Origin of the sequence: Methanosarcina barkeri 3, assembly GCF_000970305.1 — an archaeon.
Lineage (GTDB): Archaea > Halobacteriota > Methanosarcinia > Methanosarcinales > Methanosarcinaceae > Methanosarcina > Methanosarcina barkeri_A.
Map to the genome: position 1 here is coordinate 1,863,585 of NZ_CP009517.1, position 16,833 is coordinate 1,880,417.

Below are 16,833 nucleotides of genomic sequence, written 5' to 3' on the forward strand. Positions count from 1 at the left end.
AAATAAAAAATTTTTGAGGCTCAAAAAAGAGCGAATCATTGCTATACTATTATAAAAATAAAGTTAAGGTATTGAATTTATCGTCTACGAGAAAATAGTTTCGAACTGTACTAAGAAAACTTTTTTGTTCATTTCAAGTTCACCCTTTAATTCATCTGCGCGTTCCTTTGAAATCCCACTCATAGGACGTTCTCCAAACTTAGCGCGACACCATATGAATTTTTCCAGCTCAATATTATTTTTTTCCAGTATCTCAAGGAAATTTTTATCCTGAATAGCTTGCCCAGTTACTGTAATTATGTAGTAGTCTCCTTTGTCTATATCAGGGAATACAGGGTCAGTCCAATCCGGTCTTTTTCTCAACTCATCTCTTATATCATTCGTTTTATTTTTATCTACTATTATGTAGTATCCTGGCGTGTTAATTATATTATAATCGAATTTGTATGTGGGCAAGTTACAGTTATCAAGAATATTTTTTGCTTCCGGTTCAGTAGTTCCAGCTCCGAATTGAATTATTAAAGCAGCTACTATGTCTGATTGTTTTTCACCTGCTGACGTTGGCGTAAAAATTGATAATTTTAAAAATATTCCTGCAAATACAATAAGAACAAGAAAAACAATGAAGATTGAAATTTCTTTCTTTTTATTCATAGTTATCGCCCCAAAAAGATAAGGAAGTTCTCCTCTTATATCAGTTCCGTTGTAAAATATTATGATAAAAACATACTGAGATAAATAGAATTTTACAGTGTAATGAGATTAGTAAATCAATATTCACCTGAAATAGAAAAGAGGATAAGAAAGCAGACTGTTTTCATTACCTATGTATTTATACACTTATTCTGAAATTTATGAAACGGATCCGTTTATCTTTATTATAAATAATAAGGATAGACGACTCTGGTCCAAAATCTAGTGATTTTTTGCATTTCTTGAGTGAAACTCTTAATTCAAAAAAAGAATTCAGTCTCCAATAAGAATTCGCATTCGATATGTAAAGCCTTCAACACATAAGTATAGTTACAAGGATTGTAGCCAATTGCAAAATCTAGTGATTTTAACTTTATGTTCATCACTAGATTTTGTTACTGAGTCGGATAGACAAGTATAAAAAGAACTATAAGGCAATCTTAAAGGCCATTAAAACTTTATCTTTTATGATAGTACCTTTTTATCTCATTACAGACAGAGTCCATCCACCGTTGGGCATAACATATATTTTAGCGCCAGAGTTTTCGGAAAAAATCTTCTCAAGCGCTTCTTCTACACTTTTTACGTGAATAAAGAAAGCGGTTCTGCTTTCAGTGTCCGAAAGCTTAGAGACAAGATAAAGTTTGAAAGTTTTTGCAGCTCTCCCAACAGTGGCAGCTTTATGTCCTCCGAACTCAAAACATTCTCTGAACTTCTGTATTGCCTCATCCGGAGTTTTGCACTCTCTATTCCAGCGCTCATAAACCTTGTCCCCTATTCCTTCTGTACATTCGGCCACAAGTACTATTGAACCTCCTTTCTTTATGGCAGGAATCGCATTTTCAAGGGATTTTGTCGCCTGGAAAAGGTTAATGTCCTTTGGAAAGCCTCCACAAGAAACAATTACTGCATCCGCAGGCTCTACAGGCACTTTATACATGGAATCGACAATCTCCACGCCTTTCCTGTGAGCCTCGATGAAATCGCCTGCAACGGCAGCAACTATCTCTTTTTTGCTGTTAATCACTACATTAAGAATAAAGTCAAGGCCTGCAATCCTTGCAGCTTCTTCTATGTTTTGTCTTGCAGGACTGCCGATTCTGCCTGAGAGAGGATCACCTTCAAAGAGTTTGCTATAAAAACTATGATAAGAAAGAATAGATTTTTCAGAACTGATTCCCGGAAGAATAGATTTTCCTCCTCCACTGTATCCTGCATAATAGTGAAATTCCAGGGTTCCTGTACTTACGATAATATCGGAGTCTGCTACTTCTTGAAAAATTTCGACAGGCGTTTCAAAACTTGTTTTTCCAAGATACCTGCATTTTTTCCTGTCGTGCTGGATGCAGCGGATTTTTTTGTAGATTTCTTCTCCAACCAGTTTTCGGGATTCTTCTTCAGTCTGGTTTCTATGTAGCCCAAGAGCAAAAACAATAGTAATGTTTTCGTCCTTTACCCCTCCAAGGTAGAGCTCATCAAGCAGAGGAGGAAGAAGTTTTGCAGTAGGAGTTGGACGCGTAACATCGCTAACTATAATTGCAACCTTCGAATCAGGGCTCACAATCTCAGAAAGCCGTCGGCTTTTTATGGGATTTTCAAGCGCTTTTTTAATAAGAAAGGTCTCTTCTTCCCTTATTTCAAATTCTGAAGGTAAAATAACACTGGCAAGATTTCTTTCAGGGATTTCAAACTCAATTCTTGTACTTCCAAAAGCAAGTGATATTTTTTTTATGTTTGCAGTCATGTTTATGCCGATGTTTTATCTTGATACTATTTTCTTTTTATTGTTTACAATAATAAGGGGAAACAAGTATAAAAAGGACTAGAAGGTAATTTTAAGGAAGAAGGTTATTTTTAAAGTAATTTCAAAAGAAAAAGTAGTTTTAAAGGAAAAAGCAGTTTTAAAGAAAAAGATAATTTTAAAAAAAGTAGTTTTAGAGGGAAAGATGATTTAGAGACGGAGGTAATTTTAAAGGCAGTTCAAACCTTCGTCTTGTTATTATAGTATTTTTTTATTGTTTTACAGGTAAGGTCCATCCACCATTTGGCATAACGTGGACTTTAGCATCAGGATTCTCGGAAAGAACCTTTTCGAGTGCTTCATCTATGCTCATTGCCGGTATAAAAAAAGCACTTTTACTTTCCGTTTCTGGAAGCTTTGATACAAGGTAAAGTTTGAATTCTTTCGCAGCCCTCCCAACAATCGCAGCTTTATGCCCGCCGAACTCAAAACGGTTCTTGAAACGTTTGACCGCATCTTCGGGAGCCCCGCATTCCCTGTTCCAACACTCGTAAACCTTGTTTCCTATTCCCTCGGCACATTCGGCTACAAGAATAATTGAACCCCCTCTTTTTACAGAAGAGGTAGCGTTTTCAAGGGATTTAGTTGCCTGGTAAAGGTTAATATCCTTTGGAAAACCACCGCAAGAAACAACTACAGCATCTGCAGGCTCTACAGGCACCTTATACATAGCATCGACATACTCTGCTCCTTTCCTGTGGGCCTCGATGAAATCGCCTGCAACAGCAGCAACTATCTCTTTTTTACTGTCAAGTACAACATTTATGATGAAATCAAGACCTGCAATCCTTGCAGCTTCCTCAATATTCTGTCTTGCCGGACTGTCAGTTCTACCTGATAAAGGATCTCCCTCAAAGAGTTTGCTATAAAAGCTATGGAATGAGAGAATGGATTTCTCCGAACTTACACCTGGAAGGATGGACTTTCCTCCTCCTCCGTAACCTGCATAATAGTGAAATTCCAGGGTTCCTGTACTTATGATAACGTCGGAGTCAACTACTTCTTCGAAGACCTCGACTGGCGTTCCGAAACTTGTTTCCCCTAGAAGCCTGCACCTTTTCCTGTCGTGCTGGATGCAGCGAATTTTTTCGTGGACATGCTCTCCTACGAGCTGACGACACTCTTCTTCAGTCTGGGTTCTATGGAGCCCGAGGGCAAAAACAATAGTAATATTCTCGTTTTTTGCTCCGCCTAGATAAAGTTCCTCAAGCAAAGGCGGAAGAAGCTTTGCAGTAGGAGTTGGACGCGTAACATCGCTAACTATGATTGCAACCTTCGAATTAGGGTTTACAATCTCAGAAAGTCTCTTACTTTTTATAGGATTTTCAAGCGCTTTTTTAATAAGGGAAGCCCCTTCTTCCTTTATTTTTAATTCTGAAGGCAGGATGATACTGGAGATGTTTTTCTCGGGTATATCAAGCTCCAAAATCCCGCTTCCAAACGCGAGTGGAATCGTTTTTACATTATTAGTCATGGTTATTCCGATGTCATAGTATTAATTGTATAAAATCGTATAGGTAAACAATAGGAAATTAACATCTAATAAAGCTTTAAGTGTATAACTTAAACCGCAGTTAAAACTAGAATTGAGTTTTTACAATATAGTTATTATTTTTAATACTTCCGCTGTCAAAGTAGCACGCCTTTAAAAAAAACTGCTTGACTGCAAGCCTTTTCAAAAAAGGCTTGAGCGAAAACCCTGAGTAACGACGTGATTAACCAGTACAATGGTTGCAGCACAATCCTTTTAAAAAAGGCTTGACCGAAAACCCCAGAAACATTTGGATTTGAGAAACTTATCCCCTAACCCTATAGGCGTGATCACAAGCCTTTTCAAAAAAGGCTTGAGCGAAAACTTAAGTAACGTTTAGATTTGAAAAACGTATCCCCTAACCCTATAGGCGTGATCAACCGGCGCAACGGTTGCGGGTCAGCGGTTTCGGGTCAACGGTTGCAGCACAGCGGTTGCAAGAAATTTAGAACTAGGCAGAAAAGTACTGGAAAGTACTGGAATTTAGAGTTCAATTGACTGGCCTGGCTGCATGATGATAACTTTTGTATTAGTTTTTGATTCTACGGTCTGTTTGAATTTTAGAGGGTCCTGGATGATTACATCAAAGGTGTTATAGTGCATTGGAACCACAATTTTGGGCTGAATTAGTTCTACTGCTTTTGTAGCTTCTCTTATGCCCATTGTAAATTTGTCGCCTATAGGCAGGAGGGCCAGTTCAGGTTCATAGAGTTCACTTATGAGCTGCATATCCCCGAATACTCCGGTGTCTCCGGCATGGTAGATTGAATAGCCGTTGATTCGGATAATAAAACCTGCAGGGGAGCCTCCATCAAAACTAAAACCCGAGGCATCGATTGAAGAGGAATGGAGTGCTTCAGTCATGGTTAACTTTATACCCTCTACATTTACTGTACCGCCCTTGCCCATGCCCTCTGCAAAAACTCCTTTCGATTTTATATAGTTTGCAACCTCATGAACTGAGATTATTCGGCATCCGGTCCGTTTTCCGATCTCGATCGTATCTCCAAGGTGATCACGATGCCCGTGAGTGACAGCTATTATGTCAGGGTCCAGTTCTTCAGGGCTGCACGGAGCCAGTGGATTCCCAGAAATAAAAGGATCGATTAACAATTTCTTTTCGGCTTCGAACAAAAAAGCTGAATGTCCGAGCCAGGTAATTTTTACGCCAGCCATCTTTCTGCCTCAAAGTAGTTACTTTTTATATGAGTGTAACAATAAAGAATCCAGTTGTCCTTAATTTAACTATTAGTAAGTAATTTAGCTATCAGTAAGTAATTTAGCTATCAGTAAGTAATTTAGCTATCAGTAAGTAATTTAGCTATCAGTAAGTAATTTAGCTATCAGTAAGTAATTTAGCTATCAGTAATTTAGTTTTCTATAATTCTCGGCTAGTAGTGAAAATATTAATGGAAGAGAAATGAAAGAGAAAAGATAAAGAGTTGTACTGAGGATCATATTAATATGTTTCTTCCGTCAAACGGGCTGAAAATGAAAATTGGTCTGGTAATCCACGGGCCCGAAGTTATTGATTCGGGAGAGGCGAAAAGAGTTTTTGAAAAGCTTTCCTGTGTAGGCAAAGTCGAGGCAAGGCTTGGAGGAACTATGGGAAAAGTAGCTGTTCTGGATGCCGGGCTTGAAAACATTATAGATATAAGCCGGCATGAGAAGCCGAGTGCCTGCATTGAATCTCTTTTCGAAACCTCAGACTTTGTATGTCTCCTCAACCGGGGAAAAACAATTAAAACCGGGAAGGTTTTTGGAGAAATGGTTGCTTTTCGGCTTCGAGAGCCGGAGATAAAGCCTCTTGTCCAGATCGAAAGCCCGGCAAGTACAGCTGGAATTTTGAGATCTCTCAATAAAAAAGCCGGAGAGTACGGAGAATATCTTAAGAAGCTTTCTGAGATTTTAGGACTTCCTGTGGAAAGTCCTTTGCCCCTTCAAAGTTCAAGAGTTCAAAATTCCGTTTTTATAGATAAGTGCTCTGCAATAGGTAAAATTCGGGTAATCCGCAAGCTTTCAGGCGTTTTTCCAGGAGAAAATATTCTGGTAAACGGAATCGTGATTGGGAAAGCCTTTTCTTCCGAAGTAAGCATAATCTCCGAAAACGGCTTTATTGTCGCAATCGAAGGGGGAGAAATAAAAGAGCACGGGCTTGAAAAACTCCATAATTATGAAAAAAGAGATCCCATTGACCTTGAAAAATCCTGGGTAAAAAGCGGCGACCTGAGAAGAAGCAATTTCTCTCCCCTGCAAGGCCGGAAACCGAACGTACACGGCAAAGACTCGGTTTTTTCTTCCAGACCAACCGCATGCAGAGTCGTGATTATAGACCATGCTGCAGAAGATACTTTTGAGTTAGCTGCCAATGCTGAATTCGTAGTTACCGTGGGAGATGACACCACAATAATAGCAGGCGATATTCTCTCCAGGCTCGGGATTCCTATTATCGGGATCACGGACGGAGACTGCGATAGGATCTCCTGCAGGACTGAAATTTTCCCGGGTTCTATCGTGCTCAGGCTGGCAGCGGGAAATGATGATATTCTGGGTAAAAAACTGAAGCAGGAGCTTTTAGGGGGAGAAAATTCTGCGGTTTTAGAAGATATATATGCTTTCAAAGAAGATGTGATTAAACTTGCAGAACCCTTGATTGAAGCTGTTTTTGAATACTGATTACAAAAAGTAGAACATAATTAGAAATCCTAAATTCTGATCTGTACGACATCACTCATCACACTGTGTCATTCTTGTCACGCTTGACGCAGAAGAGCGGCCTTTCAGACAAAAAAGAAAGGAAAAAACCCAAAAAATGCAGACAGATTGTCGATCGCAGATTTCACAGTAGTTTTTCGAAAACCAATATTTTTCAGATAACATTTTTGAAACTTAATTTGATGGAAGTTAAAGTGAATTAAATGACGTATCCTCTTCAAATTCAATGGAGAATTTTCCAATTCGAAAAACGTTCGTTATTTTTATCGCACAGTTATAAAGTTGGATGTCTTACTTGAAGTTGTTTTTCAGATTTGGTTAAATTATTAAATTTGCAGTAATACATGAAATTTACTTTTACCCATACAATTTGAAAAGGAAACTAAAGATGTATCTTACCTTTTTTTGCACATTCGCCGCTCAATTTTGTGGAAATTTATTTGCAGGAATGAAACGACAGAAATAAAAGATGATAACGATGATAATAGCTATACTTTGCTAGACGGAGCCTTTAAGCAAACTATTTATTTAATGAAAGGAAAAAGGTATCCTATAGGCGATGAGGTCCGCCAAGACTTGTAGTCTAAACCGCTTATGCTGATGACTTCTACATTAATTATTGAGGTTTTAATGTGTATACTATTTTATTGGTAGGTATAGGCGGCTTCATAGGTGCTACCTTGAGATATGTGTTAGGTGGGTGGATTCAAAACAGTTTTGTCAGTTTTCCGGTGGGTACGTTAACCATAAATACAATCGGAAGTTTCTTTTTAGGTTTAATAATGTACCTTTCCGAATACCAGGGCCTGTTTAGTAACCAAACCAGAATATTTCTGACAATAGGTATTTTAGGAGCTTTTACGACATTATCAACGTTTGGTTACGAATCATTCCGGTTGCTTGATGACTCAAAATTAATGCTTATGGCGATAAATGTAGTATCAACAGTATTATTTTCCATGATGGCTGTATATTTAGGTAAGATTGTAGCTCTAAGTGTTAGCTCTTACCTATTGGGAGGAATGAAATGAAAACGGATAGAGTGGAAGGTTGTGAGGAAAATTGCATGAAGAGTGAGTCTACAGCCATATTGTTAAGGATATTTATTGGGGAGTCTGATCACTACAAAGGTAAGCCTTTGTACATGTATATTGTTGAAATGCTAAAAGCTGAAGGTATAGCCGGAGCTACTGTTTTTAGGGGTATTGCTGGCTTTGGAAAACATAGCCGCATTCATACAACTTCTATATTACGTCTATCAACTGATATGCCAATACTCATTGAAGTTTCTGATCTTGAAGAAAATATAGAGAGAATCAGACCAAAATTAGATGAGGTAATTAACCAAGGGTTGATCACAGAAGAAAAAGTTAAAATTGTATTTTATGGCAGTGATAAAAATAAGTAAAAGGTAAGTACCTGGAAGTAAGAAACAGCTGGAAGTGTTGATATGACTGAAAGACAGGTCGAAAGCGTAATAGTTGAAATTCCAAAAGGGAGCCGAAACAAGTTCGAATATGATAAAGAAAAGAGACTGATTAAGTTCGATAGAATGCTTTCTTCTTCAATGGTATATCCCTCGGACTATGGTTTTTTCCCGGACACACTTTCCCTTGATGGCGACCCTTTAGATGCTATGGTTTTAACTTGGGAACCTACATTTCCGGGCTGTGTAATCGATGTATATCTTGTAGCATTATTTGACATGGAAGATTATAAAGGAAGAGATCAGAAGATCCTGTGCGTTCCTAAGAACGATCCGATGTGGAATTATATTGAGTCGGTAGACCAGGTTCCACCGCATTTATTTAAGGAAATTACTCACTTCTTCCAAACTTATAAGAATTTAGATAAAAAACAAGTGAAAGTTATTGGTTGGAAAAATCTGGAAACAGCAATCACTGTACTTCAGGAAGCTAAAGATCGATGTGCTGCACAGAAAAAATAAAACAGACGAAAAGCCTGAAAACGATTGTTATCAATTGCAAACATCAATTTAGAGAATGTGATTCCGGATCTTCCTTGTAGAAAAGTGAAAAACTGATCGATAAAACTGTTTTGTAGAAAAGTGAAGAACTGATTGACAAAACTGTTTGTAGAAAAGTGAAAAATTAGTTGACAAAACTGCTTTGTAGAAAAGTGAAGAAAATCAGTTGACGAAACTGCTTTGTAGAAAAGTGAAGAAAACCAGTTGACAAAAATTTAGCAGATTTATAAACTGAGTATTGTATGAGAGTTCGATTATTCTATTTTTTCATTCTGTACTGATACTGTAAATCTTATACAGAACTCAGTCCCAGAATTCCTTTTTAATTCAATTTCGCCTCCTAACTGATCTACTAAGGTTTCCACTAACTGTAATCCAAGAGAATTGGAATCTTCTAAATTAAAGTCCTCAGGAATACCAATCCCATTATCTGAGATTATTAAAACAAAATCGGTACTGTTATAACTTTCTTTTGTGCTTCCCTGGTCTTTACCTGCGCATTCAGCAGAGTCTTCCCTGTGAAGTTTGATTTGAATTTTTCCGTCGTTTTCGCCTGGAAATGCATATTTTAAGGAGTTAGATACAAGTTCGTTAATGATTATTCCTAGTGGGACAGCAATATCCATATCAAAGAAAATGTTTTCTTCCAGTTCGATGTTAAGGTTCGTGTTGATATTTCCAACTTTATAAGTTTGAAAGAGATTTTCAACAAGCCTTTTAATATACGACGAGAAATTTAATGTATCATTTCCTCTGCCTTCGTGCAGTTCTTCGTGGATAAGAGCAATTGACATAACTCTGTCCTGGCTTTCAAGGAAAGCGTTAAGAACTTCGGAATCCTCGGCACATCCTCTGCTTCTGAACTTTTCAGCCTGCAGGTCAAGAAGGGAAGAAATCACTTGCAGATTATTTTTTATTCTGTGGTGGATTTCTTTTTTTCGGGCTTCTTCGGCTTTTGCCAGAAGTCTTTCCGCACTGACCTGCTCAGTAATATCTCTACCCATAGATGAGATAGCAATCAGCTTTCCGGAAGCATCAAAAACAGGAGAATAAGTTATTGAAATATTCATTGTTGTACCATCCTTTTTTAACCGTACAGTTTTGTAATGCTGGATTTCTTCCCCCTGCTTAATTTTTTCGATTAAGTTTTTTATTTCTCCTTTAAGATTATCCGGTTCAGCGATTGAAACATTTTTCCCCAGAACTTCCTCAGCCGAATAACCATAAATTTGCTCTGCTCCCTTATTCCAGCTTGTAATAGTACCTTCCAGAGATTCAGTTATAATAGCGTCGTTTGAGGATTCTACAACATTCGCTAATATCCTGATCTTTTCCTCTGCTCTCTTACGCTCTGTGATGTCCTGAACTATTCCTCTTATTCGAATTGGGCTTTTATTTTCATCATAAGAAACTTCGCCCTCTGCATGGACGATACGATCTTCTCCACCAGCTGAGATAATCCTGTGATCAATGCTAAAGGACTTTTCATTTAAAGCTTTTTTAACTGCATTATCCACATAGCTTCGATCTTCGGGATGCACATAGCCTAAAAGTTTTTTGTAACTCATGCCTTCCTGGGGTTTATGTCCAAAAATATTATACATTTCGTCAGAACAGTATAATTCATCATTTACGAGATCATACTCCCAGTTTCCAATATGAGCTATCTTTTGAGCTTCAGAGAGTCTTCTTTTTTCTTCCATCAAAGACTCATAAGCTTTTTCAAGCTCAGATGTACGTTCTTTAACTTTTATTTCCAAACTATCATGTGCTCTTCTAAGGGCTTCTTCCGCTTTTTTGCGCTCAGTAATATCTCTGGCAATTGTTGAAATGGCTACAAGCTTTCCAGAAGTGTCAAAAACTGGAGAAAGGGTTACTGAAATATCTACTATCGTCCCATCCTTTTTCAACCTTAAAGTCTCATAATTACGAATTCTTTCTCCTCGTTTAATTTTTTCAATTAACTGTTTTGTCTCCCCTCTCAGATTTTCCGGCTCGAGTGCTGATATGTTTCTTCCCAGAGCTTCTTCAACGGAATAGCCATAAATTTTCTCTGCTCCTCTATTCCAGCTTGTGATAACCCCATCAAGAGATTCGGTTATAATTGCATCGTCGGATGATTCGACAGCGTTTGCCAGTATTTGAATTTTCCCTTCTGCCTTTTTAAGTTCAGAGGTGTCACGTGCTGCAGCAAACATCCCTATAATTTCACCAGCCTCGTCTTTGTAAACTGAAGCATTATATAAAATAGGAGTTATATGTCCATCTTTATGCTTAATATCTAGTGAATAATCTCGTACAAATCCTTCCTGAAATACAAGTTGATATCCCTTTTTGGCTTTTTCAGGCTCAGTGAAATAATCAGAACAGTCTGTGCCTATGAGCTCTTCCCTTGAATAACCAGTTACTATTTCAGTGGAGTTATTAACGTCGGTTATTTTTCCGTTAGGACCAATTGTGATGAAAGGATCAATACTAGCTTCAATCAGGCTGCGGTTATATTTACTTGCCAGTTTAAGCCTTTCTTCGGCTTTTTTGCGCTCAGTTATATCCTGTGTTATGCCGAAGCTGCCGATAACTTTTCCATTTTTGTCAAATTCAAAATATGCTTTCTTACGCACCCATTTAATCCTACCGTCAACAACAATGCGATATTCAATGTCATACTGTTCACCCTTTAATCCTGCCTTCCATTTACTATTTACATATTCCCTGTCATCAGGATGAGTTTTAGAAAGGATGGTCTCATAGGTCAAATGGGTGCCTTTTGGGATGCCAAAAATACGGTGGTTTTCGTCGGACAATGTCAATTCTTTTGTACGGATATCCAGACGCCAGCTTCCGATATTTCCTGCGGTTTGAGCATGGTCAAGGTCTTCCCTGCTTTTCTCTAGTTTATACACCAGAATATCGCATTCTCTCAGTGACCTGGTAAGTTTGAAGTTACTGTGGCTTAGTTGTGAGATCATATTGGCAAGCTTCACGAAGAAAGACATACTTTTGTTCACAGCTTCCCTACTTAACCGTGGAACTTTTTCAAGCATGGCTATGTACTCGTTCTCGTTGAAGCCGTATTTTCTAGCCTGGGATCGGAAAAGTTCATAGTCCAGAGGCTCATCTTCAAAAAAGAACTGTCCTGAGAAGATATTGCCTATATGCTGACCGTCCACAATAAGCGGGGTTACTACATCCCACATATTATTCTTGCATTTGTACAGCTTAAAATCTCCAGGGAGAACACCAAGGGACAGTCTTGTGTCGCTTTCCACGCAGTGCTTGCAGGTTTCGGGATGAACCCTGTGGAATTTGGTGCAGATGTCCTGCCATCCAACACTTACCGGAATATTACCTTTTAGGTCAACCAGAGCTATGGTAATGTGAGTGAGTTCATGTAAATCATACATGAGGGATTGGACCGCTGGAACATCAAGAATGTCAGCCAGCTCAAGGTTTGCCACCTCCATAGCTTCACTACCCTGAGTTTTTTCTTCAAGGCCTTTATGGTCAGTTATATCGAGTCCAAAAATGTTTGCACATTCTTGTTCAGGTAAAGGGTGAAAAACAACCAGATATACTTTTTTTCCCACTTTAATTTCCGTTTTTTCGGAATGATTTTGGGTAATTACTTTTTGCACAATATCTACGATACTCAAAGGCAGTTTTTCTCCTACTGTCACCCCCAATTCATTCAAGAGCTCACTAACCTCATTTGAATAAAGAACCGTACCATCTTTTCCAACACAAATTACAGGACCCGGATTGTTCGAAATTGTTCGAAATTTTTCCATTCATTTTTCCCCTTCAGGCTCTTCTCTTTGGCGGCGAAGTACCTAACTTTAGGATATTATTGTTACAACCACTTACAAGTGAGTTTATTCTTCTAAAAGATGTTTGATTTATTAAGTATATAAAATCATTCTCATTATAACAATTATTACAAAATTTGAAAAATAGTAGATAAAGATGTTTATTAACATAGTATAATCTTGAAAATATATAAACTATATTAAATTATAAAACTTTGACCCTAAGCTTTAAAGCTATTGGAAAAGTAAAGAAAATTTAAAGGTGACACGAAAATCTAAGTTACTATTATATAATAAAACCGGATGAGATGTCTACGTAATTTGAACTAACCGACCAAATATCAGTGACGAATTACCAGATTTTTCCTTAAAATTTGTCTTATTTAGTGGAAGTAGATAATTTAGCTTTGTGGTGTGACCTACCTGAAAACAAAGAAATTGAATATTAGAACTACGTTTGTTGAGTTTGAAGGAATTGTTAACTTTCAGATTTACTGTTCAATAACCTGGGTATACAACCGGAAATAGTATAAAAGAAAAATTGATATGAATATAAAAAAGTAAAAACGGGCAGGAGAAACAAGTGATAACCGAAAACCTCGGGTTTTTAATTCACGTTTTCACAATTATCTTCATTGTTGTCAACCCTATCAGCGGAGTAGTGACTTTCATCTCTTTGACCAGCAAGATGACAAATGAGGAGAAAAACGAAATCGCAAAAAAGTCAGTCATGCTTGCGTGCGCAATTGCCGTATTTTTTGCAATTGCAGGAAACATCATACTTAACCTGTTCGGCATTAGCGTAGATTCGCTGCGGGTTGCAGGAGGAATCCTGCTTTTCAGCATTGCTTTTGATATGATGCATGCTAAAGTCTCAAAGGGGAGGATTACTGAAGAAGAGATTTCTCACTCTCAGGAACGAGAAGACATCTGGATCTTCCCGATAAGCCTCCCGCTTCTGACAGGACCGGGTACGATCAGTACAGTGATTGTCCTGATAGGAGGAACAGAAGCAATTGTGCAAAAAATAATAATTCTTGTATCAATCGTACTGACGTTCATTATTTGCTATTACATCTTTCAATTCTCAAGGGGAATTCACAAGCTAATAGGATATAACGGAATGCTGGTATTTACAAGGCTGATGGGACTTTTGCTTGCTGCTCTTGCAGTGGATTTAACTGTTAAAGGAATAATAAATCTATACCAGTTAACAACATGAGGCAATAAGTTTTTGCATGCTGTCTCAAAACTCAACATATCTCTCTAAACCTCTTATATCCTATATTTGCCCATTTTTCGGACTTCTACGTGTCATTTTTCCAATCTCTCTCAGCCCCGTTTTTATGGAAAACTCACAAGCCGTGAAGTAGCTTGAACGATTATATAGCCTGTAAACCAGTTAAGGTTAATAGTTGTCGTAATCCTCCTACAGTAAAACGTAATTTTATCAGCAAATTAATAGCCCCATTTCCCCATCAGTCAAAAAAACTTAATACACTTGAAGATAAATTAAGAAGTTGATAGGGAAATGGGGGTTTTATTTGAATATAAAGGCAAAACTTCATGATGCTGTCAATGCCCTTAATTATGGCAGTCTTTCCGTACAGGATAAAAAGGTAGAGGAAACCTGCTCTTACCGGATAAAGCAGACAAAAAGCCGGAAAACCATTGTCATCAATTGTAGGGAATGTGATTCGGGATCTTCCCTTAACGACATGCACTGCAGAAAAAACATTTTCGGAATTCTGCAAAAAGAGGTTAAGGCCAACTGTCTGGTGCTCTCAAGGTTGTATGAGCGAGACTACGAAGGAGAAGCCCTGTCTTTACTTTATACTCTTGCAGGTTTTGAGGGAATTGTAACAGCGTATGAAAGTGCGGAAAAAGTTCCCAGAGCCTGTACTTTCTCTGAAAAGAAAAACTGCGAACTGGAAAGAAAAAAAATAATTGCTTCTTTTGCTAAAACCGTAGAGGGTGACCCTTTAAAAGCCAGGCTGGAAATAAAGAGGTTTATTCAGGAAAAAAGGCTGAATAAAAACTCAGACAGAGTTACACAGAAATTTACGGGAACAATTTTGGAAAGAATCCCTGAGAAATTTACAGGAAAAATTACAGAAAGAGTTACAGAAAAGGATTCGGAAAAGAATTCAGAAAAGAATTCGGAAACTACTTCAGTTTGTAAAGCTTGTTCCGAGCGTTTTCATCAGATGCTTTATGAAATTGAAGGAAAACTATCCGTTTTTCCTGAAATTCCTGTTATCAAAAAATCTGAAGTTCGAGTCTTATCAAAAGAATCGGTAGAAGATTCCAAAAAAGGACAGGGAAAAACGATCGAAAAAACAATAAGAAAAATGGCAGGAAACCTGATAAAGAACACGTCAGGAGAAGTAACCCTGGCAGAAATTTCCAGACACTTCCCATTTTTATCAACTGAAAACCTGAAGGAAAAACTGGAGAAAAATAAAAGTGCGGCAGAAGAACTTTATGACTATGAAAGCGGCATCAAACCCCATGTTAGACCCCCTTTTTCCAGTTCCAGGATCTATGCAGATGTGCCTGAAAATACCGAATTTCTTGAGTGCTACGACATAGACGGTAGGGAAGGCAGGAAACTTGAAGTCTCAATTTATCGCTATATTGACAGGCCGGAAAAACTTTACATGATCAGACCTCCTGAGTATAATCTCAGGGAGGAAGACCTCAGACTGCTTGAAAAAGTTCGGATGAGAATGATCAGGCACAGGCCAAAAGACCTTGCTTTTACAGATCCGATCGTAGCAAGGGAGTATTTCAAGCGCATGGCAAAAGCGCTTCTGGAGGAAGAATTGCTCACAAGCGGGAAAGCCTGCAGCCCTGACGAACTTGAAAGCTACGCCGACCTGCTTGCAAGATATACGAACGGACTAGGGATAGTTGAAGACCTGCTTTCCGATGCCAGGATTACGGATGTATATATTAATGCTCCTGCCGACAAAAACCCTGTACACGTTGTGCTGGAGGGAGAGGAATGCGTAAGTAATGTTTTTCTCTCGCAGGACGACCTTGATGCCCTTGTCTCCAGGTTCAGGATCATCAGTGGAAGGCCCTTTGGAGAAGCGATTCCTGTGCTGGAACTTAACCTTGAGGCTTTCGGGGTAAGGGTTTCGGTAATAGGAGACCCTCTCAGTGCAAGTGGGCTTGCTTATGCCTTCAGAAAGCATTCCCTCTCACCCTGGACCCTGCCTAAGCTGATCAATACAGGCTCGGTCTCCCCATATGCAGCCGGACTTTTAAGCTTTCTAATGGACGGGCAAGCTTCAGTCCTGGTAGCAGGAGAAGTCGGAGCAGGAAAAACGTCCCTGCTATCTGCCATGCTGCTTGAGATTCCGCAGAAGTACAGGATTCTTACAATCGAAGATACCCATGAACTCCCCATCGAGGAGCTTCAGAGCCTGGGCTGGAAGGTTCAGGGAATGAGCTCACAGTCCTCGGTTTTGAAATCAGGAGCTGAAATGAGCCCTGAAACTGCGCTTCGAGCAGCTCTGCGTCTTGGGAATTCCGCCCTTGTGCTTGGTGAAGTGCGGGGGGAGGAAGTAAAAGTGCTATATGAAGCCATGCAGGTCGGAAAAGCCGGAAACTCGGTTATAGGGACCATTCACGGTTCATCTACCGAAAACGTATATGAGAGAATCGTGCACACCCTTGGAGTTCCTCCAGCCTCGTTTAAAGCGACGGATGCCGTAATTATCTGCTCAAGTATAAGGCTTGAAGGCAGCATGAAAAAACTAAAACGGGTGAGCCATATTGCAGAAATCACCAGTGCAGTAATCGAAAATCCCGAACCTTCGGATATCTTTACGGATATAATGAAATATTATGCATCTCAGGACTGCTTGCTTGCAGAAAAGGCTCTGGAGCAAGGACAATCCGAACTTATAGAAAAGATTGCCAGAAAATGGGGGATTTCCATAGATAGAGCCTTAAAAAATATCGAACTTCGGGCAAGAATAAAAGAAAAAATAGCAATTGAAGGGCTAAAAAAATCATTCCTGCTGGAAGCCGAAGCCGTTAGCCAGGCAAATAACATGTTCTGGCTGCTTTCGGACTCCATGAAGAACGGAGAGTCATACGAAAATGAGTATGGAAATAATCTCATAGATAGTTCAGTGAATAGCTGTGCGGTTAATTCTGCAGATAATTTTGAATCCGACTGCAGGAATGACCTGGAAATTCTTTATAGGCAGTGGGAAACCTGGTTTGAGAATTTTGCCAGAAAAGGCTCGGATAAAGGAAAATGATTGTTAGATGGAGATGTTGTAAG

11 protein-coding genes and 1 riboswitch are annotated in these 16,833 nt (G+C 38.8%); of the genes, 6 read left to right on the forward strand and 5 right to left on the reverse strand.

All coding sequences use genetic code 11. The features are described from left to right. Positions 1 to 84: 84 nt before the first annotated feature. The 4 genes from MSBR3_RS07525 to MSBR3_RS07540 all read right to left on the reverse strand — a co-directional run bounded on the left by MSBR3_RS07525 (position 85) and on the right by MSBR3_RS07540 (position 5,201). Positions 85 to 654, reverse strand: a complete 570-nt coding sequence (locus MSBR3_RS07525) for a UPF0228 family protein (protein WP_048107375.1) — start codon at positions 652 to 654, stop codon at positions 85 to 87. Between the two features lie 520 nt (positions 655 to 1,174). Beyond that, a complete protein-coding gene (larAH6, locus tag MSBR3_RS07530; protein WP_048107376.1) occupies positions 1,175 to 2,437 on the reverse strand; it encodes a nickel-dependent malate racemase, LarAH6 family in 1,263 nt (420 codons plus the stop codon). A gap of 268 nt (positions 2,438 to 2,705) precedes the next feature. After that, a complete protein-coding gene (larAH6, locus tag MSBR3_RS07535; protein WP_048107377.1) occupies positions 2,706 to 3,968 on the reverse strand; it encodes a nickel-dependent malate racemase, LarAH6 family in 1,263 nt (420 codons plus the stop codon). Between the two features lie 540 nt (positions 3,969 to 4,508). After that, positions 4,509 to 5,201 carry a metal-dependent hydrolase gene (locus MSBR3_RS07540; protein WP_048107378.1) on the reverse strand — a complete coding sequence of 231 codons (693 nt, stop codon included), beginning with the start codon at positions 5,199 to 5,201 and terminating at the stop codon, positions 4,509 to 4,511. A gap of 288 nt (positions 5,202 to 5,489) precedes the next feature. Here MSBR3_RS07540 and MSBR3_RS07545 point away from each other — a divergent pair, with 288 nt between their 5' ends. From MSBR3_RS07545 to MSBR3_RS07560, 4 genes are all read left to right on the forward strand, one after another. Continuing rightward, positions 5,490 to 6,701: a DUF2117 family protein gene (locus tag MSBR3_RS07545; RefSeq protein WP_052723324.1), complete on the forward strand. Its 1,212-nt coding sequence runs from the start codon at positions 5,490 to 5,492 to the stop codon at positions 6,699 to 6,701. 585 nt (positions 6,702 to 7,286) lie between these two features. Beyond that, positions 7,287 to 7,357: riboswitch (Fluoride riboswitch) on the forward strand. 15 nt (positions 7,358 to 7,372) lie between these two features. After that, positions 7,373 to 7,771 carry a fluoride efflux transporter CrcB gene (gene crcB / locus MSBR3_RS07550; RefSeq protein WP_048107379.1) on the forward strand — a complete coding sequence of 133 codons (399 nt, stop codon included), beginning with the start codon at positions 7,373 to 7,375 and terminating at the stop codon, positions 7,769 to 7,771. Continuing rightward, on the forward strand, positions 7,768 to 8,148 hold the full coding sequence (locus MSBR3_RS07555; protein WP_230627960.1) for a DUF190 domain-containing protein: 381 nt from the start codon (positions 7,768 to 7,770) through the stop codon (positions 8,146 to 8,148). The genes crcB and MSBR3_RS07555 overlap by 4 nt, the downstream gene beginning before the upstream one ends. 42 nt (positions 8,149 to 8,190) lie before the next feature. Next, a complete protein-coding gene (locus tag MSBR3_RS07560; protein ID WP_048107380.1) occupies positions 8,191 to 8,688 on the forward strand; it encodes an inorganic diphosphatase in 498 nt (165 codons plus the stop codon). A 293-nt stretch (positions 8,689 to 8,981) separates the two neighbouring features. On the opposite strand, the gene MSBR3_RS19375 is transcribed toward MSBR3_RS07560, so the two are convergent. Further along, the gene (locus MSBR3_RS19375) at positions 8,982 to 12,515 is read right to left on the reverse strand and encodes a PAS domain S-box protein (RefSeq protein WP_048107381.1); all 3,534 of its coding nucleotides are present in this window, start codon (positions 12,513 to 12,515) and stop codon (positions 8,982 to 8,984) included. Between the two features lie 601 nt (positions 12,516 to 13,116). Between MSBR3_RS19375 and MSBR3_RS07570 the strand changes: the two genes are divergently transcribed. Together MSBR3_RS07570 and MSBR3_RS07575 are read left to right on the forward strand one after the other, a co-directional pair. After that, positions 13,117 to 13,755, forward strand: a complete 639-nt coding sequence (locus MSBR3_RS07570) for a MarC family protein (protein ID WP_048107382.1) — start codon at positions 13,117 to 13,119, stop codon at positions 13,753 to 13,755. A gap of 322 nt (positions 13,756 to 14,077) precedes the next feature. Continuing rightward, positions 14,078 to 16,810: an ATPase, T2SS/T4P/T4SS family gene (locus MSBR3_RS07575; RefSeq protein ID WP_048107383.1), complete on the forward strand. Its 2,733-nt coding sequence runs from the start codon at positions 14,078 to 14,080 to the stop codon at positions 16,808 to 16,810. Positions 16,811 to 16,833: the final 23 nt, after the last annotated feature.

Coding starts and splice junctions, on each gene's coding strand:
- MSBR3_RS07525 (WP_048107375.1), bottom strand. CDS start 654: ATGAATAAAAAGAAAGAAATTTCAATCTTCATTGTTTTTCTTGTTCTT.
- larAH6 (WP_048107376.1), bottom strand. CDS start 2,437: ATGACTGCAAACATAAAAAAAATATCACTTGCTTTTGGAAGTACAAGA.
- larAH6 (WP_048107377.1), bottom strand. CDS start 3,968: ATGACTAATAATGTAAAAACGATTCCACTCGCGTTTGGAAGCGGGATT.
- MSBR3_RS07540 (WP_048107378.1), bottom strand. CDS start 5,201: ATGGCTGGCGTAAAAATTACCTGGCTCGGACATTCAGCTTTTTTGTTC.
- MSBR3_RS07545 (WP_052723324.1), top strand. CDS start 5,490: ATGTTTCTTCCGTCAAACGGGCTGAAAATGAAAATTGGTCTGGTAATC.
- MSBR3_RS07555 (WP_230627960.1), top strand. CDS start 7,768: ATGAAAACGGATAGAGTGGAAGGTTGTGAGGAAAATTGCATGAAGAGT.
- MSBR3_RS07560 (WP_048107380.1), top strand. CDS start 8,191: ATGACTGAAAGACAGGTCGAAAGCGTAATAGTTGAAATTCCAAAAGGG.
- MSBR3_RS19375 (WP_048107381.1), bottom strand. CDS start 12,515: ATGGAAAAATTTCGAACAATTTCGAACAATCCGGGTCCTGTAATTTGT.